Annotated in this window: 21 protein-coding genes; 11 read left to right on the top strand and 10 right to left on the bottom strand. The window is 54.5% G+C overall.

Going from position 1 to position 24,050, the window contains the following annotated elements:
- Nucleotides 1-405 precede the first annotated feature (405 nt).
- The 4 genes from Q3A88_RS13470 to Q3A88_RS13455 all read right to left on the bottom strand — a co-directional run bounded on the left by Q3A88_RS13470 (nt 406) and on the right by Q3A88_RS13455 (nt 5,378).
- Nucleotides 406-1,110, bottom strand: a complete 705-nt coding sequence (locus Q3A88_RS13470; protein ID WP_317178082.1) for a DUF3053 domain-containing protein — start codon at nt 1,108-1,110, stop codon at nt 406-408.
- Between the two features lie 340 nt (nt 1,111-1,450).
- Nucleotides 1,451-3,520, bottom strand: coding sequence for a glycine--tRNA ligase subunit beta (glyS, locus tag Q3A88_RS13465; protein ID WP_317178081.1), 2,070 nt, complete (start codon nt 3,518-3,520; stop codon nt 1,451-1,453).
- Nucleotides 3,521-3,529: 9 nt separating this feature from the next.
- Nucleotides 3,530-4,444, bottom strand: coding sequence for a glycine--tRNA ligase subunit alpha (gene glyQ / locus Q3A88_RS13460; RefSeq protein ID WP_010286428.1), 915 nt, complete (start codon nt 4,442-4,444; stop codon nt 3,530-3,532).
- 127 nt (nt 4,445-4,571) lie between these two features.
- A complete protein-coding gene (locus Q3A88_RS13455; RefSeq protein ID WP_039284960.1) occupies nt 4,572-5,378 on the bottom strand; it encodes a sulfite exporter TauE/SafE family protein in 807 nt (268 codons plus the stop codon).
- Nucleotides 5,379-5,646: 268 nt separating this feature from the next.
- Here Q3A88_RS13455 and Q3A88_RS13450 point away from each other — a divergent pair, with 268 nt between their 5' ends.
- Nucleotides 5,647-6,210 carry a DNA-3-methyladenine glycosylase I gene (locus Q3A88_RS13450; RefSeq protein WP_014913686.1) on the top strand — a complete coding sequence of 188 codons (564 nt, stop codon included), beginning with the start codon at nt 5,647-5,649 and terminating at the stop codon, nt 6,208-6,210.
- Nucleotides 6,207-6,680: an N-acetyltransferase gene (locus Q3A88_RS13445; RefSeq protein WP_039284958.1), complete on the top strand. Its 474-nt coding sequence runs from the start codon at nt 6,207-6,209 to the stop codon at nt 6,678-6,680. Before Q3A88_RS13450 ends, Q3A88_RS13445 begins: the two co-directional genes overlap by 4 nt.
- A gap of 20 nt (nt 6,681-6,700) precedes the next feature.
- Here the strand turns inward: Q3A88_RS13445 and Q3A88_RS13440 are convergent, their stop codons facing one another.
- Nucleotides 6,701-8,662 carry a methyl-accepting chemotaxis protein gene (locus tag Q3A88_RS13440; protein ID WP_317178080.1) on the bottom strand — a complete coding sequence of 654 codons (1,962 nt, stop codon included), beginning with the start codon at nt 8,660-8,662 and terminating at the stop codon, nt 6,701-6,703.
- 340 nt (nt 8,663-9,002) lie between these two features.
- Here Q3A88_RS13440 and ghrB point away from each other — a divergent pair, with 340 nt between their 5' ends.
- From ghrB to Q3A88_RS13405, 7 genes are all read left to right on the top strand, one after another.
- Nucleotides 9,003-9,965, top strand: a complete 963-nt coding sequence (gene ghrB, locus Q3A88_RS13435) for a glyoxylate/hydroxypyruvate reductase GhrB (RefSeq protein ID WP_110163194.1) — start codon at nt 9,003-9,005, stop codon at nt 9,963-9,965.
- Nucleotides 9,966-10,325: 360 nt separating this feature from the next.
- Nucleotides 10,326-11,906, top strand: a complete 1,581-nt coding sequence (locus tag Q3A88_RS13430) for a TIGR04028 family ABC transporter substrate-binding protein (protein WP_317178108.1) — start codon at nt 10,326-10,328, stop codon at nt 11,904-11,906.
- A gap of 27 nt (nt 11,907-11,933) precedes the next feature.
- Nucleotides 11,934-12,878: an ABC transporter permease gene (locus tag Q3A88_RS13425; RefSeq protein ID WP_317178079.1), complete on the top strand. Its 945-nt coding sequence runs from the start codon at nt 11,934-11,936 to the stop codon at nt 12,876-12,878.
- A complete protein-coding gene (locus tag Q3A88_RS13420; RefSeq protein ID WP_317178078.1) occupies nt 12,875-13,735 on the top strand; it encodes an ABC transporter permease in 861 nt (286 codons plus the stop codon). The genes Q3A88_RS13425 and Q3A88_RS13420 overlap by 4 nt, the downstream gene beginning before the upstream one ends.
- Nucleotides 13,732-15,411 carry an ABC transporter ATP-binding protein gene (locus tag Q3A88_RS13415; protein ID WP_317178077.1) on the top strand — a complete coding sequence of 560 codons (1,680 nt, stop codon included), beginning with the start codon at nt 13,732-13,734 and terminating at the stop codon, nt 15,409-15,411. Before Q3A88_RS13420 ends, Q3A88_RS13415 begins: the two co-directional genes overlap by 4 nt.
- 15 nt (nt 15,412-15,426) lie before the next feature.
- Nucleotides 15,427-16,461 carry a putative FMN-dependent luciferase-like monooxygenase gene (locus Q3A88_RS13410; RefSeq protein ID WP_110163151.1) on the top strand — a complete coding sequence of 345 codons (1,035 nt, stop codon included), beginning with the start codon at nt 15,427-15,429 and terminating at the stop codon, nt 16,459-16,461.
- On the top strand, nt 16,458-17,591 hold the full coding sequence (locus tag Q3A88_RS13405; RefSeq protein ID WP_110163152.1) for an alkylhydroperoxidase domain protein: 1,134 nt from the start codon (nt 16,458-16,460) through the stop codon (nt 17,589-17,591). Before Q3A88_RS13410 ends, Q3A88_RS13405 begins: the two co-directional genes overlap by 4 nt.
- A 56-nt stretch (nt 17,592-17,647) precedes the next feature.
- Here the strand turns inward: Q3A88_RS13405 and Q3A88_RS13400 are convergent, their stop codons facing one another.
- A complete protein-coding gene (locus Q3A88_RS13400) occupies nt 17,648-18,157 on the bottom strand; it encodes a phenolic acid decarboxylase (RefSeq protein WP_410522763.1) in 510 nt (169 codons plus the stop codon).
- Nucleotides 18,158-18,259: 102 nt separating this feature from the next.
- Between Q3A88_RS13400 and Q3A88_RS13395 the strand changes: the two genes are divergently transcribed.
- Complete coding sequence (locus Q3A88_RS13395; protein WP_317178076.1) at nt 18,260-19,132, top strand: LysR family transcriptional regulator; 873 nt, start codon at nt 18,260-18,262, stop codon at nt 19,130-19,132.
- Nucleotides 19,133-19,175: 43 nt separating this feature from the next.
- Here the strand turns inward: Q3A88_RS13395 and Q3A88_RS13390 are convergent, their stop codons facing one another.
- Nucleotides 19,176-19,799, bottom strand: a complete 624-nt coding sequence (locus tag Q3A88_RS13390; RefSeq protein WP_039463518.1) for a LysE family translocator — start codon at nt 19,797-19,799, stop codon at nt 19,176-19,178.
- A 267-nt stretch (nt 19,800-20,066) separates the two neighbouring features.
- Between Q3A88_RS13390 and dsbG the strand changes: the two genes are divergently transcribed.
- Complete coding sequence (gene dsbG, locus Q3A88_RS13385) at nt 20,067-20,822, top strand: thiol:disulfide interchange protein DsbG (protein ID WP_110163156.1); 756 nt, start codon at nt 20,067-20,069, stop codon at nt 20,820-20,822.
- Nucleotides 20,823-20,855: 33 nt separating this feature from the next.
- On the opposite strand, the gene Q3A88_RS13380 is transcribed toward dsbG, so the two are convergent.
- From Q3A88_RS13380 to Q3A88_RS13370, 3 genes are all read right to left on the bottom strand, one after another.
- Nucleotides 20,856-21,761: a siderophore-interacting protein gene (locus Q3A88_RS13380; protein ID WP_110163195.1), complete on the bottom strand. Its 906-nt coding sequence runs from the start codon at nt 21,759-21,761 to the stop codon at nt 20,856-20,858.
- A gap of 155 nt (nt 21,762-21,916) precedes the next feature.
- Nucleotides 21,917-22,762 (bottom strand): SDR family NAD(P)-dependent oxidoreductase, encoded by an 846-nt coding sequence (locus Q3A88_RS13375; protein WP_110163157.1) that lies wholly within the window; start codon nt 22,760-22,762, stop codon nt 21,917-21,919.
- A gap of 36 nt (nt 22,763-22,798) precedes the next feature.
- On the bottom strand, nt 22,799-23,911 hold the full coding sequence (locus Q3A88_RS13370) for a metallophosphoesterase (protein ID WP_317178075.1): 1,113 nt from the start codon (nt 23,909-23,911) through the stop codon (nt 22,799-22,801).
- Nucleotides 23,912-24,050: the final 139 nt, after the last annotated feature.

Below are 24,050 nucleotides of genomic sequence, written 5' to 3'. Positions count from 1 at the left end.
AATAAGAGCGCGTGGTAATTATCGTGAGACGGCGTGGCAATAAAACACCGATTACCACAAGAAGACTTCCGTCATTATTACTGTATGCAGCGCGGACTCTAACACGCTGTTTTCATACCGCAACTCCATGGCGGTAACGTGACAAAAATCACACAACCACCCTACATCAACGATACAAATAGGTGATTTACTTCACAAAAAACCGTTAAAAATGAAAAACTAAACAGATTTTTAGACAAACACCGCACCTTATATGTGATTTGAATCACACTTTTAATGCCTGTATTTGTTTTATTTATGTGATGTTAATCACAATTTATTTTTACCCTCTCACCAGCCACACGCATCTTATCCAGAATACCTCTCTGCCATATCACATCGCTAAAGCGTCGGAGCACGACGCGGTTAGGGATAATTCACTCCAGTTATTCCTCTGAGCGCATTCATTAAATTCTGCTGCTGTAGAGGTAACGCTGCCACCATACTGTTATATTGCGTCACCTGTTGCGGCGTACGGAATTGCACAGACGCGCCATTAAACACCGCCTGATCGCCCTGAGCCTGAAGGAAATCGCCGATCTGGATCAGGCTCTGTGCGAAGGCAATCGCATTCGGAATGGCGGGTAGCAGCGCATTGGTAGGTTGTATTACCGTGCGTGCATACAACCGCTCATAGGGTATTTGCACTTCTTCGGGCTGTTTTAGCAGCCGATGGGCGTTGTCCGCCTGCACTTTCGCCGCCTGCACATGCTGGCTCAACAGGTTCATTGCCCCGATGGATTGGCGAAGATCATCACGCTGCGTCAGATAGTCTTTAGGAACACGAATACGGGAAATTTGTCCCAGCATCGGTGTTAAACTGCCAGACACGGCCTGATTAAACTGCTGAGAAAAGGTGGTTAAGATCGCGTAATCGTTGGTGAAATTGCCAAAATTCTTCTTCTGCTCTTCCGTCAGTGTCGGCAATTTCCCATCCTGCTGCGACTGCACGCTTTGCAGGAACGCAACGAATGCCTTCCGCTGATCGGCTTCGCTGTCACCACAGGCAGCCAGCTGCAATGCCGCCAGAATAACCAGAACTGGCAGCAGCCAGCGTGAACGGTACGTCATCAGCCTTCTCATTCCCTACTCCTGTTACGCTTACTGCCCCGCCAGCCGTGCTTTATTCAAACAAAAACACGCTGACGACGGATTTTCCATGACAAGATTTTCTACGACATAAGCATAGTCGAATCAGGCTGGCTGTGCAGAAAAAGGCCAGGTCTGACAACGAATACCGATTGTTTAAGCATCGGGATACACGGAGCGACGATAAGATTTTACCAACGGAGCCGTCAGTCGATACGGATCGATACCGCGGGGTGAGGCGGGACGCTTTGCGGCGCGGAAAAAAATAACCCCCGAACAGGCGAACCGGCTCGGGGGTTGGGATTACGTAACGCTATTGTCGTTATTGCAGAACGGAAATATCCGCAACCTGCAAGAACAGCTCACGCAGTTGGCTCAGCAGCGTCAGGCGGTTCACTCGAACCTGCTCATCTTCCGCCATGACCATCACCTGATCGAAGAACGCATCGACAGGCTCACGCAGTGAGGCCAGCTCAACCAGCGCTTCCTGATAGCGACCTTCAGCGAACAGCGGCGTCAGTTTGTCGCGCAGCACGACAAGGTGCGTGGCCAGCGTAATTTCCGCCGCGTCTTTCAATACGGCAGCGTTGACGCTCTCGTTCAGCGTATCGGTAGACTTCGCCAGAATGTTGGAAACGCGCTTGTTAGCCGCTGCCAGCGCCGCGGCGGCATCCAACGAACGGAAGTGGCTGACGGCTTTCACGCGGGCATCGAAATCAGCCGGACGGGTCGGACGACGCGCTAATACCGCCTGAATGGTATCCACGCTATGGCCTTCTTCCTGATACCAGGCACGGAAACGACCGAGCATAAACTCAATCACGTCATCCACAACCTTGGCATTAGACAGCTTATCGCCATACAAACGCACCGCTTCTTCGGTCAGCGTCTGCAAATCCAGCGGCAAACGTTTTTCGACGATGATGCGCAGCACACCGAGGGCGGCACGACGCAGCGCAAACGGGTCTTTGTCGCCTTTCGGGTGTTGGCCGATGCCAAAAATCCCTGCCAGCGAATCCATTTTGTCGGCAATCGCCAGCGCACAGGCCACCGCAGAAGACGGCAGTTCGTCACCCGCAAAGCGCGGCTGATACTGCTCATTCAACGCCACGGCAACATCTTCCGCTTCGCCATCATGACGCGCATAGTGCATCCCCATCACGCCCTGCGTGTCGGTGAATTCGAACACCATGTTGGTCATCAGGTCACACTTGGACAGCAGACCCGCGCGCGTCGCGTGATTCACATCAGCGCCAATCTGACCAGCAACCCAGCCAGCCAGCGCCTGAATACGGTCAGTTTTGTCGCGCAATGAACCTAACTGCTGCTGGAACAAGACGGTTTCCAGACGCGGCAGGTGATCTTCCAAACGCTTCTTACGGTCGGTATTGAAGAAGAATTCGGCGTCAGCCAGACGCGGGCGCACCACTTTTTCGTTACCGGAAATAATCTGCTGTGGATCTTTGGATTCGATATTGGCAACAAAGATGAAGTTTGGCAGCAGATTGCCGCTGTTGTCGTAAACCGGGAAATACTTCTGGTCACCTTTCATGGTGTAAACCAGCGCTTCGGACGGCACAGCGAGGAATTTTTCTTCAAATTTCGCGGTCAGCACCACTGGCCATTCCACCAGCGAAGTGACTTCTTCCAGCAGGCTGTCGCTCAGATCGGCATTACCGCCAATCTTGCGTGCGGCTTCTTCTGCATCGGCTTTGATTTTGGCTTTACGTGCATCGTAGTCGGCGACGACTTTACCGCGCTCCAGCAGAATCTGCGGATACTGTTCGGCGTTATCGATCGTAAATTCAGCTTCACCCATAAAGCGGTGGCCGCGAAGAGTACGAGCGGAATCGATACCCAATACCTGACCGGGGATTAGTTCTTCACCCAGCAGCATGGTTACCGTGTGCACCGGACGCACAAACTGCGTTTCTTTGTCGCTCCAGCGCATCAATTTTGGAATCGGCAACTTCGATAATGCAGTGCTTACCATGCCAGCCAGCAGTGTCTGCGCCTGTTCGCCTTTAGCGTGGGCACGATACAGCAGCCACTCGCCTTTGTCGGTCGTCAAACGTTCAGCTTGCTCAACGGTGATGCCACAGCCACGCGCCCAGCCTTCTGCCGCTTTGGTCGGTTTGCCTTCCACATCAAACGCTTGTGAGATCGCCGGACCACGTTTTTCTACTTCGCGATCGGGCTGAGAAGCGCTTAAGCGTGCCACTTTCAGCGCCAGACGACGCGGCGCGGCAAACCAGCTTACGTCACCGTGTGCCAGATTGGCGGCATCCAGCTCCGCCGTGAAATTCGCGGCAAAGGATTCTGCCAGATTACGGAGAGCCTTCGGAGGCAGCTCTTCCGTGCCAATTTCCACCAGAAAAGTCTTGTCAGTCATCGCTGCCTCTTAGCTCTCTTTCTTATTACACATCGGGAAACCCAGCGCCTCACGCGAGGCATAGTAGGCTTCCGCAACCGCTTTGGTCAGGGTACGAATACGCAGAATGTAGCGCTGGCGTTCGGTAACCGAGATCGCTTTACGCGCATCCAGCAGGTTAAAGCTGTGCGCCGCTTTCAGAATGCGTTCGTAAGCCGGTAAAGGCAGCGGTTTTTCCAGCGCCAGCAGGTGCTGCGCTTCTTTCTCATATTGCTCGAAGCAGCTGAACAGGAAATCGACATCAGCGTGTTCAAAGTTGTAGGTCGATTGCTCGACTTCGTTTTGATGGAACACGTCGCCGTAGGTGGTTTTCCCTAACGGGCCATCGCTCCAGACCAGATCGTAAACGCTATCAACGCCCTGAATGTACATCGCCAGACGTTCCAGACCGTAGGTGATCTCGCCCGTCACCGGTTTACATTCCAAACCGCCAACCTGCTGGAAGTAGGTAAACTGCGTGACTTCCATACCGTTCAACCAGACTTCCCAGCCTAGGCCCCATGCGCCCAGCGTTGGGTTTTCCCAGTTGTCTTCCACGAAGCGGATATCGTGAATGGTCGGATCCATACCCAGCTCTTTCAGAGAACCAAGATACAGCTCCTGAATATTGTCCGGTGATGGCTTAATGACGACCTGAAACTGGTAATAGTGCTGTAAGCGGTTCGGGTTTTCACCGTAGCGCCCATCGGTCGGACGACGAGAAGGCTGCACATAGGCGGCAGCCATCGGCTCCGGTCCCAGTGCCCGCAGGCAGGTCATAGGGTGTGAAGTGCCTGCGCCGACTTCCATGTCCAATGGTTGAACAATGGTGCAGCCCTGGCGAGCCCAATAATCCTGTAACGTCAGGATCAGGCCCTGGAAGGTCTTGGTATCAAACTTTTGCATGTTGGATTCGCGCGCGATACAAGTGGATTTATAAGGAATGCGCCAGTATACCCTCTGACCGCAAGATATACAGCCAGAATGCGGCAACAAGTGCAAATCCCCCGTCATCATCTTTCAAATTTCAGGATCAGCCTGAAAAAACGGTCTGCAACATCTTCAGGCTCAACAGCAGCAACAGCGCGGCAAAGGCCTTTTTCAGCGTCGCCACGGGCAGACGGTGCGCCAGACGAGCCCCAACGGGCGCGGTGAAGAAACTGACGGCAGAAATCAGGAGAACGGCAGGCAGAGAGACATAGCCGACGCTGTAATCAGGTAACCCCGTCGTCGACCAGCCGTTAATCATGTAGCCCAGCGCGCCGGACAGGGCGATCGGTAACCCCACCGCCGCCGATGTACCAATCGCCTGCTGAATGCGGACGTTACACCACGTCAGGAACGGCACGGTGAGCGACCCGCCGCCGATAGCCACCAGCGCCGAAATGCTGCCAATCACCAGTCCCGCCAGCGACACACCTGCCGTACCGGGCAACTGGCGCTGCGGTTTCGGCTTGATATTCAGCACCATTTGCAGCGAAACGTAGGCCATAAAACAGGAGAAAAAGATCGCCAGCGCCCGCGTCGGTAACAGCGTCGCCAGCCAGGTGGCCGCGAATGTCCCAATCAGGATGGCAGGCGTAATCCGCATCACCACAGGCCAAAGCACCGCCTGATGTTGATGATGGGTACGCAGGCTGGAAATTGCCGTGACAACGATGGCCGCCATTGACGTACCCAACGCCAGATGCACCAGATGCGTATTCTCCACGCCCTGTGCAGCAAACAGCGCCGTTAGCACTGGCACCATAATACCGCCACCGCCAATACCCAATAACCCCGCCATAAAACCAACTACCGCGCCTAATGCCAGATAGGCTGCTACCCACTCTACTGCCATTCCCTGTACCCCTGTCTCTGTCTATGCTTTTCTTATGATCGATTGAACAGCCTTGAGCGAATAAAGCGAATAAATAGCCCTAAGCTGTTGGCGAAACATTATTCATGATTCCGCGACGACTTTCTGCCCCATCCGCAAACGACCTTTCATATCTGCGAGCACGCCCGCAAAACACTGGTTGCATATACAGCAACATAAGTGCCATGATCGAATCCTACTTGCGACAGACGCCTTACAATGAACGGCTCGCCATAATCAGGAGAAAGGTATGCAACGCTGCGGCTGGGTTACACAAGACACCTTATATCAGGATTACCACGATAACGAGTGGGGGAAACCCTGCACCGACAGCCAGAAGCTGTTTGAGTTACTGTGTCTGGAGGGCCAGCAGGCAGGTCTTTCCTGGATTACCGTCCTGAAAAAACGCGAACACTATCGCCGTTGCTTCCACCAGTTCGATCCTGAGCAGGTGGCACAGATGACGCAGGATGACGTCGAGCGACTGGTGCAGGACAGCAGCATTATTCGCCATCGCGGAAAAATCGAGGCGATCATCACCAATGCAAAAGCGTGGGTGGCGATGGAAAGTCAGGGAGAGAGTTTCTCGCACTTCATTTGGTCTTTCGTCGAACACCAACCGCGTCTCAATCACCCCGCGTCGCTCGCCGAGGTGCCAGCCAAAACCGACGTTTCGGATGCCATGTCCAAGGCCCTGAAGAAACGTGGCTTCAAATTTATCGGCTCAACCATCTGTTACGCCTTCATGCAGGCGGGTGGATTGGTCAATGACCATGTCACCGACTGCTTTTGTCATCAGGAAAGCACCTCATGATTCGACCTTACCGCGACCCCGATCTCGAACCGCTGATGCAGCTGTGGCTGAAGAGCACCACTCTGGCGCATCCGTTTATTCGTGAAGGTTACTGGCGAGAAAGTGCCAGCGCGGTACGTGAGATCTATATTCCCCAGTCGCAAACCTGGGTTTATGAGGAACAAGGGAGCCTCATCGGCTTTATCAGCGTGCTGGAGGCACGGTTCATCGGCGCGCTGTTTGTGGAACAAGCCTATTATGGCAAGCAGATTGGTACAGCGCTGATCCAGCATGTTCAGGCACAGTATCCCTTACTCAGCCTGGAAGTGTATCAGCAGAATACGCGCGCCTGCCGGTTCTACCATAAGCAGGGATTTGTCATCGTGGAGGAAAACGTCAATCAGGATACACAGGCCACCGCACTCATCATGCAGTGGGCGAACGAGGGAGCAGCCAATGCCACTCCCTCCGGTTCAATCGATCATTTCTGAGTCATCGACTCAACGGGATATCAGAACGTTGTCCAGTTATCGTTCCCGTTGTCCCGCGACGCGAGCGTCGGCAGGCGAGGCGCTGCCTTGTTGCCCAAATTCCCGTTGCCGGTGCTCGCCCCTTGCAATCTTGGCAGACCGGCAACATCCGAATCAGATATGCGGAAAACCGACATCAGTTTTGCCAGCTTCGAGGCCTGTTCCTGCAACGAATTCGCCGCGGCAGAGGATTCGCTCACCATAGAGGCATTCTGCTGGATAGTGGTATCCATTTCGGCCACCGCGCTGCCGATTTGTGCAATACCACGGCTCTGCTCATCCGATGCGGAGGAAATTTCCCCCATGATGTCATTCACGCGGCTCACGGAAGCCACAATGTCATCCATCGTCGTTCCTGCCTGAGAAACCAGCTCAGTTCCGGTATCCACGCGAGCAACCGATTCTGAGATCAGGCTTTCAATCTCTTTTGCTGCCTGTGAACTACGCTGAGCAAGGCTACGAACTTCACTGGCGACTACCGCGAAGCCTCGCCCTTGTTCACCGGCTCGGGCTGCTTCCACCGCCGCGTTCAACGCCAGAATATTGGTCTGGAATGCGATGCTATTAATCACCGTCGTGATATCAGCGATCTTCTTCGAGCTCCCTGAAATATCGCTCATGGTATTAATCACGCGGTTAATAATATCCCCGCCGCGATTGGCGTTGGTTGAGGCTTCTCCGGCAATCTGGCTGGCATGCCGGGCATTATCGGCGTTGTTTTTCACGGTGGCCGTTAACTCTTCCATGCTGGCTGCGGTTTCTACAATCGCCGCCGATTGCTGCTCGGTACGCGATGACAAATCATTATTGCCCGATGCGATGTCAGAAGAAGCGCTCTCAACGCTGTACACGCTCTGACGAATATCAGTCATTAAATGACGTAATTTCTCCGTCATCACCATCATGGCTGTCGTTAATTGTCCCAGCTCATCATGCCGTACCGCCGTGACATTCGCTGAAAGATCGCCACCCGCAATCCGTTCCGCCAGCTTCAGGTTGGTGATAATAGGTCGGGTAATTTGTCGAGTAACAGACCAGGCGATCAATAAACCGAATACGATGGCAATCGCCCCTAAAATCAGCGTTTGCAGCACGGAGCTATTGATAATGTCATCATTCTTCGCGCCGAGCTTTTGCAGAATACTGCCGATATCGCTCGTCATTCTGTCTCCGGTTGCCCGGAATTTAACATCTGTAGTTTTTAACTGCCCCAGTCGCGCGTAGTACTGTTCTGCCGTTTGATGATAATTTTCAAATGCTTGCCAAAATGAATCCACTACGCGACGGCGATCGCCGCTGACCGACGATGCCAGCGCATCGTAGGATGCCTTAGATTCGGCATAGACCTGCTTCTGTGCGTTAAACGCCGCTTCACTATTCTCTCTTTGTAAGGTGTAAGTGCTGTTGACCAGTTTCAGGAACAGCAGTGAGAGGGCTTCCTTCTGCATAGACAACGCATTTTCATCCGCGCCGACAGAGAAATTGGTCATAAATGCCGTTAACGCATCGGAGGCATTCATCTGGCTGATTTTCTTTGCCGTCTCGACCACCGCGTTTGCGGCAGTTTTCATGGTATTCAGATCGGTATCATAATCTGCGAAATCTTGATCAAGTTTATTAAAATCAGATAGATATTCTGTTTCCCACGTGAGTGCTTTCGCTTTTTCTTTTTGCTGGCTTGCCTGACTAATGTAGGTATTGAGATTCTTGATATTGTCATCCGCAAAAGTGAATGAATATTTTACTCTCGCCATTTTTGACTGATCGAGGTAGTGATTCATTTCATTCAAAATTGTCGTTTTAACATACAGATCGTGGATGATAAAAAATCGTACAGCGCCAACGCCAGACGCGATCATGACCAACAACAGGACAATCCCGAAACCGCCATACAGCTTATGAGAAACCTTGAGGTTACTCATAATCCTGGTAAAAAAATGCATTTCCGCCCCCATTAAAAAACCCTGTCTAAAACATCCCCGTAGATAGGGTTATCGGTTTTTCACGGTAATGCTTTATCTGTAATTGAGTGATAGCAATCACAAAGGAAATATATTAATCAAATAGCAATAAAGAGACCTCGTGCCGTTCGTGGGGCATTCCACATGCGGAAGTGGCGCGTCTGTATGCGATCGTTCATCATCCCAATCGTGCAAATCCCCCATTAATCACGGTTAACCTTGGGCAGATGCGGGGGCGGTATCGCTTGCAGTCTCTCGCCAGCTACGCGATTATTCGATGAGCTATTTCTACGTTAACTTCCTTAATCTGCTGGAGTTTGTGATGAAACCTAGCGTTATCCTGTATAAAAAAATTTCTGACGACCTGCGCGCTCGTTTAGATCAACACTTCACCGTCACTGAACTTGACGCCTTTCCCTCCCTCGACCACCCCGCTCTGGCAACGGCCGAAGGCATCATTGGTTCCGGCGGTAAAGTCGATAAATATTTCCTGCAACACGCACCGCGTTTACGCGCGGCTTCCACCATTTCAGTCGGTTATGACACCTTTAACGTCGACGCGCTGAATGAAAAAGGGGTGATTCTCATGCACACCCCGACCGTACTGACGGAAACGGTAGCAGATACGGTTCTGGCACTGATGCTCGCCAGCGCGCGCCGGGTCGTGGAAGTGGCCGAGCGGGTCAAGGCGGGCGAATGGAAAGAAGGGGTCGGCAGCGACTGGTTTGGTACCGACGTTCACCATAAAACCATCGGTATTCTGGGGATGGGCCGCATTGGTCTGGCCGTCGCGCAACGCGCCCACTTTGGTTTCAGCATGCCGGTTCTGTACAACGCACGCCGCCATCACGCCGAAGCCGAGCAGCGTTTTAATGCCCGCCACTGTGATCTCGATACGCTCTTGGCTGAATCTGATTTCCTCTGTATCACGCTACCGCTCACGGCGGAAACGCATCATCTGATTGGCCGCGAGCAGTTGGCAAAAATGAAGCCCAGCGCCATTTTGATTAATATCGGTCGTGGTGCTGTTGTGGATGAAGACGCGCTGACGGAAGCCCTGGTGAAAGGGACAATTCAGGGCGCAGGTCTGGATGTGTTTGTCAAAGAACCGCTGCCCGTCGATTCTCCACTGCTGGATTTACCTAATGTCGTTGCACTGCCGCACATCGGTTCTGCCACGCATGAAACCCGCTACGGCATGGCGGCCTGCGCCGTTGACAACCTGATTGCGGCCCTGAGCGGCCAGGTAAAAGAAAACTGCGTAAATCCGCAGGTTTTGAAATAGCCTTAAGTCGACCTTAGCGCTGCGACGACGCTTTCGCAGCGCTGCTTTTCCCCACGAACCAACCCCATCATCACACGCGAAACGCGGCGATTTCTCGCAAAAACCATGCTTTTTCCTAACTAAAAACTGGATAACCAATACCGGTATTGTTCTTTGCTGTTTCCTACCTCCTATGGAAGTATCGGCTGTAACGAGCGGTTAACGTCTTCTGCTGTATTCCCCGTTTCAGGACGTAATCGATACGCGTATTTACCTGATAAAAAACAAATTTAATAAAAACCATTACCTGTAGGGAAAACCATCGTGGCGACTTTTTTGCATCCTCATCAGAAACTCACTATTTTTGCCTCATTGCTCCTTATGGGCGGTGCGTTAAGTGCACAGGCAGCGAACGACGCACCGAAAATCGGCGGCACGCTGATTTATCTGGAACAGCAGGCGCACACCAACCTCTATACGCCCGCAGGTGGGTTTTACCCGAACGGCGGCATTCTCAACCAGATTACCGATAAACTGACGTATCAGAACCCCGAAACGCTGGAGGTCGAGCCGTGGATTGCGGAATCCTGGACCGTCAACGCGGATAACACCGAATACACGTTCAAGATTCGTCCCGGTGTTAGCTTCTCTGACGGCACACCGCTGGATGCCAACGCGGTAGCGAAAAACTTCGATACCTATGGTTTAGGAAATACTGCGCTCAACCAGCCGGTTTCCGAGGTCATCAATAACTACCTGCGCAGTGAAGTCATCGATCCGCTCACGGTGAAGTTTTACTTTAAGAAGCCGTCTCCGGGCTTTCTGCAAGGGACTGCAACCATCGGTTCCGGTCTGGTTTCTCTCAGTACGCTGGAGCGCAATTTCAATCAGTTAGGCAATGCTAAAAACATTATTGGCTCCGGTCCGTTCGTGGTGAGCAGCGAGAAACTGGGACGCGAACTGAAACTGACCGCCCGTAAGGATTACAACTGGGCACCGGTTAAATCGAAGCATCAGGGGCGCGCCTATCTGGACGGTATTACCTATCTGGTCACCCCGGAAGACAGCGTGCGTATTGGCGCGTTGGTCTCTGGTCAGGCTGACTTCATTCGTCAGATTCAGGCCTATGATGAGAAGCGGGTGCAGAGTCAGGGCTTCAATCTTTATGCTCCGCCGACGCGCGGCGTCAATAACAGCGTGGTTTTCCGCCCGGATAACCCGCTGGTCGCCGATATCCGCGTGCGTAAAGCACTGCTGCACGCCACCAACACCAAAGAGATCATCGATACGCTGTTCTCAGACAACTACCCACAGGCCACGTCACCGCTGGCTAAAACCGCCGCTGGCTATGTCGATCTCTCCAGCAAGCTCACGTTCGATCCCGCACAGACCAACAAACTGCTAGATGACGCGGGCTGGAAAACCGGCTCACAGGGATTGCGGCAAAAGGATGGCAAAACGCTGGAGCTGACCGCCTATGAATCCCTGCCGCAACCGCAGAACAAGGAAACCTTACAGCTGGTTTCTCAACAGTGGGCAAAAGTCGGCGTGAAGCTGAATGTGCTGGCGGGCGATGCAGGCAGCAAAACCGTCGATAGCCTGGATCCGCTGAAAACCGGCGTGGCTCCGGCGATGGTAGGCCGTGCCGACCCGGATGTGCTGAAAAGCCAGTATTACCCGACGGTACGTAACGTCCTGCTGCAAAAAGGCGGTTCCAGCGACAAGGTGAAGGACTTTGTTGATCCGCATCTGAATACGCTGCTGGATGGCATCGCGGCGGAAACCGACCGCAGCAAGCGGCTGGCGCTGGTTGGAGAGGTACAGAGTTACCTGATCGATCAGGCCTATGTCATTCCTATTTTTGAAGAACCGCAGGTGTTTGCGGGCGCACCCACCACAAAAGGCATCGCGTTTGAAGCCGTCGGTCGCCCCAGTTTCTACAACACCTGGCTGGATAAGTAACACAGAAGAAAGAAGGAGGAGGTCATCATGAACCGATATCTGGCATTGCGCATCGGTCAGGCACTGCTCGTCCTGTGGGCGGCATTTACTCTGTCTTTTATCCTGCTTCAGGCGATGCCGGGTGATGCGGTACTGATCAAGTTCCAAAACCCGGAGCTCGGCCTGAGCGCCGAGCAGATCGCGCAGCTACGGTTGTCCTACGGTGCCGATACGCCGGTACTCACGCAATATTTTCATGCGATAGCCCAAATCCTGCGTGGCGATCTCGGCCTCTCTCTTCAGGCGGGCGTGCCGGTCACCGAGCTGATTGCCGCGAATCTGCCGCCTACGCTGCTGCTCGCGGTGCTGGGTTTCATCGCCGCTGGGCTGCTGGCGTTTACCCTCGCGTTCTTATCGACGTTAACGCCGTTCCAATGGCTGCGAACCGCACTGCAATCGCTGCCGTCACTGTTTATTTCCGTGCCGACCTTCTGGCTCGGCATCGTACTGATTCAGATTTTCTCTTTCCGCTTGGGGCTGATTCCAGTGATTAACCCCGGCGAATGGGAAGGGCTGATTTTGCCCGTTCTCACGCTGGCGCTGCCGATTTCCGCCCCGCTTGCTCAGGTGCTGATGCGCAGCATCGATCAGGTGCAAACCCAGCCGTTTGTTGCCGTCGCCCGCGCCAAAGGCGCCAGCCGCAGCGGCGTACTCTGGCGACACATCGCCCGCAACGCGATGCTACCCACTCTGACTATCGCCGGCCTGCTGTTGGGCGAACTGATTGCGGGGGCGCTGATTACCGAAACCGTATTTGGCCGTAACGGGCTCGGCCAGTTGACGCAGGAAGCCGTGAACTATCAGGACAGCAGCGTATTACAGGCCATCGTGCTGATTTCCGCCGCCGCCTTTGTTGTCGTCAATCTGGCCGTCGACCTGCTCTATCCCCTTCTCGATCCGCGCCTGAAAAAAACGCCAGGAGCCACGTTATGACTACCGTACAGCTGGAAAAAATTACGTTTCCTCTTCTGCGCAAGCGGCCTCTGCTGCGCCGCTACGCCTTTCAGCCGGGGCTGGTGCTAGCCTGGCTGGTGATGCTGACCGTCGCACTTTGGGCACTGTTCCCCGGCTGGTTTACCGGCTATAGCCCGACGGAAGGCATCGCGGGCGCACAGCGGCTGGCACCTGACGCCGACTACTGGCTCGGTACCGACCAGTTGGGGCGCGATCTCTATGCACGCATCGTTTATGGCGCGGTGCACTCGCTTTCGGGCGCGGTTATCGCCGTCGGGCTGGGTCTGGTGCTCGGCAGCCTGTTCGGCCTGCTGGCGGGTGCCGTTGGCGGCTGGCTGGATAGCGTCGTGATGCGCAGCATTGATGTATTACTGGCTATCCCCGGCCTGCTGCTGGCGCTGAGCGTCATCATCCTGTTGGGTTTCGGCACGGTTAACGCCGCGATTGCCGTGGGCGTCACCTCCGTCGCCAGTTTCACCCGACTGGTGCGTTCAGAAGTGCTGCGCGTGCGCCACAGCGACTACGTCGAAGCCGCCTATGGCAGCGGCGGCACCTTTTTCAGCGTGCTGTGGCGGCACATCCTGCCGAACTCACTGACTACCGTTTTCGCCTTTGCTGCATTGCAATTCGGCAGCGCGATTCTGGCTATCTCCACGCTGAGCTTCCTCGGCTACGGCGCACCGCCGCCCACGCCGGAATGGGGTCTGCTGATCGCCGAAGGCCGCAACTACATCGCAACCGCCTGGTGGCTAACCACCTTCCCCGGCCTGATTGTCGTACTCGTTGTGCTGTCCGCTAACCGTATCAGCCAGTCGATCAGGAGGGCGGAACGATGAGCCTGTCAGCCAGCTTACAAACCAGCGCGGCCGTACCCGTACTGGCTCTGGAGAATGTCACGATTGCCTATCGCAGTGACGATCGCGAGCAGACCGTGGTGGAAGGCGTCTCTTTCCATATTCAGCCCGGTGAAGTGGTGGCGCTGGTGGGAGAGTCAGGTTCAGGGAAGACGACCACTGCGCAGGCCGTCATCGGTTTACTCGCCGAGAACGGTAGGCTCACGCGCGGTGCTATTCGGCTCAACGGCGTGGATATCAGCGGCTGGTCGCAGAAGCGATTGGATAGCGTGCGCGGTGCACAGATCAGCCTGATCCCGCAAGATCCCACCAGCTCCCTGAACCCGGTGCAGACCATCGGCGAGCAGGTGGACGAGATTCTGCGCATTCATCAGCGGGAAAATCGCCAGACGACCCGCAAGAAAACGCTGGCGCTGCTGGAGCGCGTGGGGCTAAACCAACCAGAGCTGCGGGCAAAGCAGTATCCGCACGAGCTATCCGGCGGCATGAAACAGCGCGTCCTGATCGCCATTGCCATTGCGCTAAAACCCGCGCTGATTATTGCCGATGAGCCCACCAGCGCGCTGGATGTCACGGTACAGAAACATATTCTCGATCTGCTCGATGAACTGCGGCGCGAAAATGGGACGGCGGTGCTGTTCGTCACGCACGATCTGGGGGTGGCGGCCGAGCGCGCCGATCGGCTGCTGGTCTTCCAGAACGGCTACATTCAGGAACAGGGGCCAACGCTTGAGGTGCTCAGCGCGCCCTCAAGCCACTATGCCCGCACGCTGCTGGCGAACGTGCCGTCGCTTAATCCCACTCCGCGCCTACCACGCGACAATGCATCTGATCCTGACATTATTGTCTCGGTTGAAAATCTGGTGCAGACCTTTCCCCTGTCGGGTCGTAAAGGGGAACATTTTCGGGCAGTGGATGACGTTTCTTTCAGCGTAGCTCGCGGCACAACGCACGCCATTGTTGGCGAGTCTGGTTCCGGCAAAACCACCACGGCACGCAGTCTGCTCGGGTTCCATCACCCCAGCGCGGGGCGCATTCTGATCGACGGTACCGACATCACGCATCTGAAAGGTGAAGCGCTGCGGCAGTTCCGGCAGAAAATCCAGTTGGTCTATCAAAACCCTTTTAGCTCGCTCGATCCGTCGCAGCGTCTATACGACATCGTCGAAGAACCGCTGCGCAATTTTAATCGCCATACCGCCGCGCAGCGGGAGCGAAAAATTCATGAGATGTTCGAGCGCGTTGCCCTGCCGGTTGCGCTTCTGTCACGCAAACCGCGTGAGCTGTCCGGCGGCCAACGCCAGCGTGTCGCCATCGCCCGAGCGCTGGTGCTGGAACCTCAGGTGCTGGTGCTGGACGAGGCCGTTTCCGCACTGGATGTCACCGTGCAGGCGCAAATTCTGCGTTTGCTGGCCGAGCTACAGGAATCCCTCGGGCTGACGTACCTGTTCATTTCGCACGATTTAGCGGTGGTACGCCAAATCGCCGACACCGTTTCCGTGCTGTACCACGGCAAACAGCTTGAATCCGGCCCGGTGGAGCAGATCTTCGCCCAGCCCGAACATCGCTACACCCGTGAACTCATCGAGGCCATCCCCGGGCAGCAACACCCGGTTTTTGCCCGCTCGCACCACGCTCAAATTCACCATTCGCACTAAACTAAGGACTGTAGAATGACAACGAAACGGCTGGGATTTTTCACGCGATTGCTGGATGACGTCTCCGCCCAGCAGCGCTATCGGCTGGCGACGGAACAGATCGTCAAAGCCGAACAATTAGGATTCGATAGCGCCTGGGTCGCACAGCACCACTTTCACGCTGATGAAGGCGGGCTGCCTTCACCGCTGGTGTTTCTGGCTCTGGTTGCTGCCCGCACTCAGCGCATCCAACTCGGTACCGGTGTGATTACGCTGCCGATGGAGGAGCCGCTGCGTGTGGCAGAAGATACCGCCGTGCTCGATTTACTCAGCAACGGCAGGCTGGAAGTCGGTGTAGGTTCTGGCGGCACGCCGTCCTCATTTGCCGCATTCGGTCACGACAGCGCACAGCGCGGGCAGATCCTCGGGCGCTATCTGGAAAAACTGCGCGCCGCATGGCGGGGAGAAGCCTTGAGCGAAGACGGTAATCAGCTCTACCCTGCCGCGCCGCATTTGGATAAGCGCGTCTGGCAGGCCACGTTTTCTATTGAAGGCGCGGAGCGAGCCGGTAAAGCAGGCGATGGCCTGATGCTCTCTCGCACCCAGCCACGCCCGGAACACTTCCCTGATGCCACGCTCGCCGATCTGCAAAATCCGATGATCGACGCCTATCTTGATGCACTGCCTGCGGGCGTCGCACCGCGCATCCTCAGCTCGCGCAGCGTTTTCGTGGCTGACGATCGTCAATTAGCGCTGAGTCTGGCAGAAAAAGGGCTTAATCGCTCCGCCGCCCGTTCGGGCACGTTCCGCCCGATACCTCACGACTCGGTTGAAGCGCTGATCGCCTCCTTCGATAGCCATGTCGGCACCGCGCAGGATGTCATCGCGTCACTGCGGGCAGACAGTTCGCTGGAGCGTGCGACCGATGTGACATTCCAGGTGCATTCCATCGATCCGCCGCATGCGCTGATTCTGCGCTCGCTTGAACTGATTGCCACTCAGGTGGCCCCGGCATTGGGCTGGAGACCCGCCGTCAAACAGAAAAGCCCGCTCGGGCAGGAGATTGCATGACGCACGCTAACACGTTACACACTCAGGACGTACTGGATGCGCTGGCTGAAATCAACCCGGATTCCGCCCTCGCCGCCGCCAGAAAAACCCGTGATGCGGCAACCCGCCACACTCAGGGCAGCTACGACGCGCTGTTTAACGCCGACGCCGCAGACGATGCGACATTACCGCTATCGCTGCGCTTCTGGTTTGCGACCAAAATCAGCGGCTGGCAGCAGGACGATCAGCTACAGCATTTTTATGCCGAGCGGCTGGCGGACTTCCCGGAACCCGCGCTGACACCGACGCTACAGCTGGCGCTGGATCATGCCGAGCGTCTGACGAAAACGCCCGTACAAGCCTCGGCGTCCCACGTCAACGCGCTGGAGCAGGCGGGCTGGTCGGTAGACGACATCGTGACGCTGTCGCAGCTCATCGCGTTTGTGAATTTTCAAAGCCGATTGCTGCGCGGCTATCGCCTGATTGCCGGTCATCGCGTCAGCCAACCGCATTCTCAGGCCGCTGTCGCAGGTCAGTGGCATACCCAACCGCAGACGCACAGCGGTAAGTCTGCACCGCAGGCGTTTACTCAGGCAGAACTGGGCTGGGAACCGTGGATCTCCCCCAAACCGCTGGCCAAGTTCAATGCCGATGAGCAGGCGATTCTGGCGCGCTTCGGCCACACCGATTCCGACTATTTCCGTCTGCTAGGCCGCAATCTTCCGGTGCTGGAACAGCGCACGCTGACGGATAAAGGGATTTTCTATACCACTGGCGGCCTGCCGCGCAAGGAGCGCGAACTGATCGCCGCCGTCACCAGCAAGGTCAACGGCTGCATCTACTGCGCCTCGGTACACGCGCGTAAAGCCAGCCAGCTCTCCAAGCAGGACGGCGATGTGCAGCGGCTGCTGGACGTCGTCCCCGGCGGGGATTTAAGCATCGGCCAAAGCCCGCGCTGGCAGGCGATTATCGATTTCTCGGCACGCCTTTCCGCCACGCCCGCGCAGGTCAATGCAAACGACCTGAAACAGCTACAAGAACAGGGATTGGATACGCTAGAGATTGTCGATGTGGTGCAGTCGGCCGCCTTCTTCTCATGGGCCAATCGACTGATGCTCACGCTAGGCGAACCGTTCTGGCCGGAGCATTAAATCAGCGTTGTGCGATAGCCAATCAGGCGGCACGGCTGCGTGTCGCCTTTCGGTCTTTATTTTTTCAGGTAGGCAGGGAAATCCGCAGGCAATTCGCTGGCAGGACAGTTGATGACCTCGTTGTTGTTCTCACCACAGTCGTGGATGAACGTAATAGTGGCGAATTCATCGATGACTTCGGTAGGGTACGCAGGGCCCGCATCGCGATAGGCTTCCATTTCAGCAATGTGTTCGTTCTGGAAGCATACCGTTTTTTCAGGATTATTGATGATCCAACGCGGGAAGAAGATGGTGCCGTGGAAAATCTTATCAGCAATATTCACGATCAGGCTGACATCTGTTCCCGTCGGTTCTGTCCATGAAATCTTATACGCCTCGCGGGCGACCTGCACGATATACACCTGCTGATCCTTAACCCAACGGTTACCCACGATACCGCTATGAATGCGGTAGTCTATGGTGTTGGCATTTTTGACATACAGCTCGTAATTCCAGCCATTATCATAGGTATATACCAGGTGTTTCCCTACAAAATGGCTCAGATCGTGTTGATTGAATGAAGGCATGATCGTTCTCCTGAAGTGTGTGAATTCACTTTAGAGCTTTATTAATTCGATGAATAACGCTATTTTTCAGGGAAAATCATTCAATATTTAGATGTATCAAAGATGCTGGCAAAGACGACGCTGGAACAGTGGGAAATCCTTCAGTCAGTTATTGATTTGGGCGGCTATACACAGGCGGCAAATGCGCTTCATCGCAGTCAGTCTTCAGTCAGCTACCAGCTTGCTCTGCTGCAAGAGCGATTGGGCATCGCGCTACTCACGATCCACGGACGCAAAGCCGAGCTCACGCCAGAGGGCGAAAATCTACTCGCGCAGGTACGGCCCGTAATACGTTCGTTTCATGCGTTGGAGGCCCGCGCCCATTCACTGAAAATGGGTGAACAGTCCAGCATCAACCTGGTTGTTGACAGCACCTTCCCCAAAGATCGCCTATTTCACCTGCTCAGCACTTTTCAAAAACAGCACCCGGCCACACGTATCCACCTGACCGAAGTACTGCGCAATGAAACGCCGGAACAGTTGAAGGCACGCGATGCGGACATTTACGTCATTACACAACGTGAGCTTGACGACCTCGCTGGGCAATGGCTGATGAACGTTGATTTTGTCGCTGTTGCGCACTGCCACCATCCGCTTTTCGCACTCCCCACGCCGTTAAGCCACGAGGCACTGTCTCACTACCCTTGCGTAGAGATCGTGACGCGCACAGCGCCGCATACGCAGCCTTCCTCCGCCGAGAGTTGGACATTCACCACGTTTGAAGCCGCTACGCAGGCCGTTTTGCATCAGGTGGGCTACGGCTGGCTGCCGGAAGCACGAATTGCAGAACACATTACGCGCGGCGACTTGCAAATATTACCGTTGCAACAGGGGGAAAGGCGCACCACCCCACTCTATCTGTTAGCAGAAGAGAAAGGACAGCCGCTCAGTAAAGCGATCCTCACGCTCATCGCGCTACTGTTCGGCAGGCTCTGAGGTATGAGGGGCGTTTATCGATAATATCGATGCTAAAGCCGTCCTACCGCCGGGAAAAAGCCAGACGCGCGGCGAATGCCAGAAAGAGAACGCCTGTCGTTCGGTCCATCCACTTCACTACGGAACCACGACGTAAAAAACGCGACAGCGGGCGCGTAGCGGCAATCAGCGTGGACGACCACAGCGTGCCGATAAAGACGTGAATAAGAACAAGCAGGTAAGTCCACAGCACGACCGAATGGCCGGCAGGGATAAACTGCGGCAGGAATGAAACATAGAACACGCCGATTTTCGGATTGAGTACGTTACCCAACATGCCACGGAGAAACCAGTTCTGCTGCTTCGGTGCGTCTTGTGACGCCGCCATCACCAACTCGGTTCTGGGTTTCAGGATCATTTGCAAACCCAGCCAGCAGAGATACGCCGCACCGCACCATTTCAGGATGTTATAGGCCAGTTCCGACGCCGCAATCAGCGTTCCCAGACCAAACGCCACCATCGCGCCCCAAATCAGGCAGCCGACTTGAATACCAAACGCCGCATGGAAGGCCTTCTTACTGCCTTCAACGGTCGCGGTGCGTAGAATCAATGCCGTGTCCAAACCCGGCGTCAGGGTTAATAGCGTCGCGGCAAACGTAAAAGCAATCAGCGATTCGGTCAACGTCACGGTAATTCATCACTCCAGCAGGGAAAACCACAAAACGCATCCTTCTCTGCGAGAAGAATGGTGCAAGACAACCGACAAGCAATCCTAATTAAGCTCCACGTAATATACGACAGAGCCTGACCCTACCCAACACATCTCTTCAGCCAAGATCGCATAACGACAGCTCACATCAGGCCCAGATTCAAAAAGCGTAAATAAGCTCCCCCAGCCGGTTGCCTTCCGCTACGCTATCCGGCAGGCAATGACTCACAATACAGGTGCAACACCATGATAAAACGCGTCTTCCTCACGCTCGCTTTATTGACGCTTTCCGCGCCTTCTCTGGCGCAAGATGCTCTGCCAGATGCGGTGAAGAGCATCGAAAAACAAGGTATTACGATCATCAAACCGTTCACTGCCCCCGGCGGCGTACAAGGCTGGCTGGGTAGTTATCAGGGCGTGGGGGTGACTATCTACTTAACGCCGGACGGTAAGCATGCCATTTCGGGCTATATGTATGACGAACACGGCAACAACCTGAGTGAAGCGCTAATTCAGCAGGAAGTGTATGTGCCTGCCGGTCGGGAGATGTGGCAGAAATTACAGCAGGCGTCGTTTATTACCGAAGGGGCGAAGGATGCACCGCGTAAAATCATCGTCTTTGCCGATCCGTTCTGCCCGTACTGCAAACAGTTCTGGCAGCAGGCACAGCCGTGGGTAAAAGCGGGGAAAGTCCAGTTGCAAACCCTGCTGGTCGGCGTCATCAAACCGGAAAGCGGGCGTTATGCCGCCGCGATTCTTGCCGCCAGCGATCCGGCTAAAGCCTGGCATGAATATGAGCTCTCGAACGGCAAAACGGTGCCCCCGTTCCCCAAGGCCTCATCACGCGATATCTGGAATAACATTCAGCATAATCAGCGACTAATGGATGAACTGGGTGCAAACGTCACGCCCGCCATCTATTACCTGAATGATAAGAATGAGCTACAGCAGGTCGTCGGGCTGCCGGATGCACAGCAGCTGGCGGAGATGATGGGGAAATAGACACAGGAGGGAATCTCCCTCCTGACGTTTCTCTTAGCGATGAGACCAGTACGCCATAAAGTTGATCGTCTCTTTATCGAGGTGCCGCTCGTCGAGCAGATAGCGGCGCAGCCGTTTGATGGCGGAAGATTCTCCCGCCGCCCACGCGTAAAACGGGCGATGTGCCGTTGCCCGTTCCCACAGTAGCTCGTCTTCTGGCGTTTCCTGTGCGATTTCATCACGGTTAGTACAGGCACTGGCGGGAATCTTCACGTCCTGTTGCACCGCAGCCAGCAGGCGTTCGCCCCATACTGTGCTGCCCGTTTCCTCACGCGGCAGCCAGTGAATCTGCGCAAACGGGAAGTCGCCTGATGTCACGCAGTCAGCCGCTTTCGGCACTTCAAAAAAAGCCTGCACCGACGGCGGAGAAGGCTGGGTAGCCAGCTGTTCAAGAATTCCCATTGCCGCAGGCAGCGCCGTTTCATCCGCAATCAGCAGCACCTGCTCAACGCCCTCGTGCGGTGCCCATTCATAGCCGCCGCTGTCGCCATCGGCCTCCGCATTGGGCGCGACAATCTGTAGCGCATCGCCCGGCTTAGCGTGATTCGCCCAGCTTGAGGCAGGCCCGGTATCGCCGTGCAGCACAAAATCGATCGTTGCCTGCTGTGACTCGCGTGAAACGGAACGCAGCGTATAGGTACGCAAAATGGGGCGACGCTCACGCGGAAGCGCCAGATAATCCTGATACCAGATATCGCTCACGGCCATCGGCGTCAGTTCCCCGCTTTCACTGGCGAACAGCAGCTTGATGCGCTGATCCGGCGCGTCCAGTTTCATCTGGCGCACTTCTGGGCCGGTGAACACGCAGCGAGCTAATGAAGGTGAGAGTAACGTCTTACTCTCTAAGCGTAAGTTGAACAGCCGATAGGCGGAAGACGTTGTACGGGTAGCTAAAGACATAGTGAGAAAACCGTATGTTTTGTAAGGAAAATCAGTCAGTGGGATCAAACCCATCACCGCAACTTACCATAAACAAAACACTAACGATAATCATTATCACCATTCAGATGAATGATTATCCGACATGCTGTCGTAATGCTCCACCTAGAGCCCAATTAGGACGCCATCCATTCCTCAAAAGCCATTTTCCATTCTGGATGCCAACGGGATAGCGCAGGACGATTGTTGAGAATATCCTGAGAAGCCCAAGCAATACGTTTTTTATCCATCGCCGTTGTGACTTCATTATCTGGGCAAATGATATAAAAATCCCCTTGACGAAAATGCTCGATAAAATAATCGATGACCTGATGCGCACTCCAGGCAGCAGAGGGTTGAGAATCCGTGGTTTCATCCATGCCAGGGAAATTCATCGGCGTCCACGTATATCCCGGCACCAGCAAGTGAGCCGTCACTTTTCCACCGATATGATTACGCAGTTCATGCGCTAATTGTTCAGTCAAGACTTTAACTCCGGCTTTAGCAACGCTGTAGGCGGCGTTACCCGGTGGGGTGGTAATTCCTTCTTTTGATCCTAGGTTCACAATCGCACTCCTTCCCTCTTGCGCCATCATGTTAGGTACGAAGAGATGCTGCATCGTGATGATAGAAAAAAGATTCGCATTAAGTTGAAGCAACCAATCACAAGGCTTGCCCCATGGGCTCGCCCCCTCTTTGATCGCCGCGTTATTCATCAAAAGCGCCACCTCACCGAATTGGGCAAAGGTGCGTTCCTGTAAGCGTTTTAGATCGTTTTCAACCGTAACATCACCCAACACGCAAATAGCGTCAACGTCAGACCCCAGAGAAGTAGCTAGTGTTTTCAGCCCTTCTGCATCACGATCAAACAAGCTCAGCCGCATACCTTCAGCCGCTAAGCGGCGCGCCGCCGCGGCTCCCAAGCCTTTAGCCGCGCCGGTAATCACAGCGGTACGCCCCTTTGCAATAATCGTGTCGTTCATATCCATTCCTCTTTAATACAGAACAAGCCGTACTGCTTATCCTTTGTTTAAGACGATATGCGTGATCTCGGCAGGCCGACCTAATCGAACGGGAAACCCATTCCATAAACCCGCCCCGTTACTGACGTAAAGATTCATCTCCCCCACTCGGTATAGGCCAGAGATAAAACCGTCATTAGCAGGCTTGATTGCAATATCCAGCCCCCGAATCATCCCACCATGCGTATGCCCCGATAGTTGAAGACTAACGCCATAATGTGAATTAACCCGCGCATTGCCAGGCCGATGGTCAAGAAGAATAATCGTGTCACTGCCCTTAGATCCCTCCAATGCTCGCGCGATATCCGGCCCCATTTCACCCTCTTTTATCGCGGCTTCATCGGTCACACCCGCTAACACCAACGACTGACCGTCTTTTTCAATACGCACATGTGTATTCAGCAAAAATGGGATGTTCAGTGACTCCCAGGCACGCAACCACGACCGGTAATCAAAATAGTATTCATGGTTTCCTGTAATCGCATAGATGCCGTAACGCGCGCGGAGCTCGCGTAAAGGTTTTACATCGGCATAACGTTGAGAAACATGCCCATCGAACATATCCCCAGTGAGTACCATCAGGTCTGGCTGAAGCGCATTCGCCTTGTTAACAACTTGCTCAACCCACTCTCTGGGGTGAAGTCGACTGGAGTGAAGATCCGCTAGTTGGACGATACGAATGCCATCGAATGCTGATGGTAAATTGGGTATGGCGATCGTTACCGTACGGACAGTAGGCACCCTGATTGCCTGCATCACGCCAAAGGCCGACACGCCAAGAGCCAATATCAGAAGAGGCATTACTGAGAGAAGAAAGGGAATTTGACAACGAAAAAGCAATCTGGCGAGTAATGCCGCAACATCCCGCAATAGCAAAAGACAGGCAAAGAGCACGGCAGAGACAAATAACCATCCTTGCACAATCATGAGAGGATGCGACCACTCAGGAGAAAACATATTTCCGTAGGCTAGGCGGCTAACTAGGTGAAATTCACAAGCAAGGATAATTAAAGTAACGAATCCCATTTTACACGCAAAGGAAAGCGTTAACCGTCGAATGAAAAAGAGTGAGACATAAAGCGCAGGTGCAAGCGTCCACAGATGAAACATACTTCTGCTCCAAAAAGACCCTGTAAATCATTCTGTGTAACTGCCACCCCTATTAATTAAAGGTGACCTTCAATGCGGTCGCCGAACTCGATAATAAAACGGCTCATCGCCAGCCGCCAGTTCTGGATCGGCATGCTCC

Origin of the sequence: Pectobacterium sp. HCp5_1 (genome assembly GCF_032905925.1) — a bacterium.
Taxonomy (GTDB): domain Bacteria; phylum Pseudomonadota; class Gammaproteobacteria; order Enterobacterales; family Enterobacteriaceae; genus Pectobacterium; species Pectobacterium brasiliense_A.
This window is presented reverse-complemented; position numbering and strand designations above follow the sequence as displayed.

Excerpts from the sequence above, each read along its gene's own strand:
- Q3A88_RS13470 (WP_317178082.1), bottom strand. The coding sequence starts at position 1,110 with ATGACGTACCGTTCACGCTGGCTGCTGCCAGTTCTGGTTATTCTGGCG.
- glyS (WP_317178081.1), bottom strand. The coding sequence starts at position 3,520 with ATGACTGACAAGACTTTTCTGGTGGAAATTGGCACGGAAGAGCTGCCT.
- glyQ (WP_010286428.1), bottom strand. The coding sequence starts at position 4,444 with ATGCAAAAGTTTGATACCAAGACCTTCCAGGGCCTGATCCTGACGTTA.
- Q3A88_RS13455 (WP_039284960.1), bottom strand. The coding sequence starts at position 5,378 with ATGGCAGTAGAGTGGGTAGCAGCCTATCTGGCATTAGGCGCGGTAGTT.
- Q3A88_RS13450 (WP_014913686.1), top strand. The coding sequence starts at position 5,647 with ATGCAACGCTGCGGCTGGGTTACACAAGACACCTTATATCAGGATTAC.
- Q3A88_RS13445 (WP_039284958.1), top strand. The coding sequence starts at position 6,207 with ATGATTCGACCTTACCGCGACCCCGATCTCGAACCGCTGATGCAGCTG.
- Q3A88_RS13440 (WP_317178080.1), bottom strand. The coding sequence starts at position 8,662 with ATGCATTTTTTTACCAGGATTATGAGTAACCTCAAGGTTTCTCATAAG.
- ghrB (WP_110163194.1), top strand. The coding sequence starts at position 9,003 with ATGAAACCTAGCGTTATCCTGTATAAAAAAATTTCTGACGACCTGCGC.
- Q3A88_RS13430 (WP_317178108.1), top strand. The coding sequence starts at position 10,326 with ATGGGCGGTGCGTTAAGTGCACAGGCAGCGAACGACGCACCGAAAATC.
- Q3A88_RS13425 (WP_317178079.1), top strand. The coding sequence starts at position 11,934 with ATGAACCGATATCTGGCATTGCGCATCGGTCAGGCACTGCTCGTCCTG.
- Q3A88_RS13420 (WP_317178078.1), top strand. The coding sequence starts at position 12,875 with ATGACTACCGTACAGCTGGAAAAAATTACGTTTCCTCTTCTGCGCAAG.
- Q3A88_RS13415 (WP_317178077.1), top strand. The coding sequence starts at position 13,732 with ATGAGCCTGTCAGCCAGCTTACAAACCAGCGCGGCCGTACCCGTACTG.
- Q3A88_RS13410 (WP_110163151.1), top strand. The coding sequence starts at position 15,427 with ATGACAACGAAACGGCTGGGATTTTTCACGCGATTGCTGGATGACGTC.
- Q3A88_RS13405 (WP_110163152.1), top strand. The coding sequence starts at position 16,458 with ATGACGCACGCTAACACGTTACACACTCAGGACGTACTGGATGCGCTG.
- Q3A88_RS13400 (WP_410522763.1), bottom strand. The coding sequence starts at position 18,157 with ATGCCTTCATTCAATCAACACGATCTGAGCCATTTTGTAGGGAAACAC.
- Q3A88_RS13395 (WP_317178076.1), top strand. The coding sequence starts at position 18,260 with ATGCTGGCAAAGACGACGCTGGAACAGTGGGAAATCCTTCAGTCAGTT.
- dsbG (WP_110163156.1), top strand. The coding sequence starts at position 20,067 with ATGATAAAACGCGTCTTCCTCACGCTCGCTTTATTGACGCTTTCCGCG.
- Q3A88_RS13380 (WP_110163195.1), bottom strand. The coding sequence starts at position 21,761 with ATGTCTTTAGCTACCCGTACAACGTCTTCCGCCTATCGGCTGTTCAAC.
- Q3A88_RS13375 (WP_110163157.1), bottom strand. The coding sequence starts at position 22,762 with ATGAACGACACGATTATTGCAAAGGGGCGTACCGCTGTGATTACCGGC.
- Q3A88_RS13370 (WP_317178075.1), bottom strand. The coding sequence starts at position 23,911 with ATGTTTCATCTGTGGACGCTTGCACCTGCGCTTTATGTCTCACTCTTT.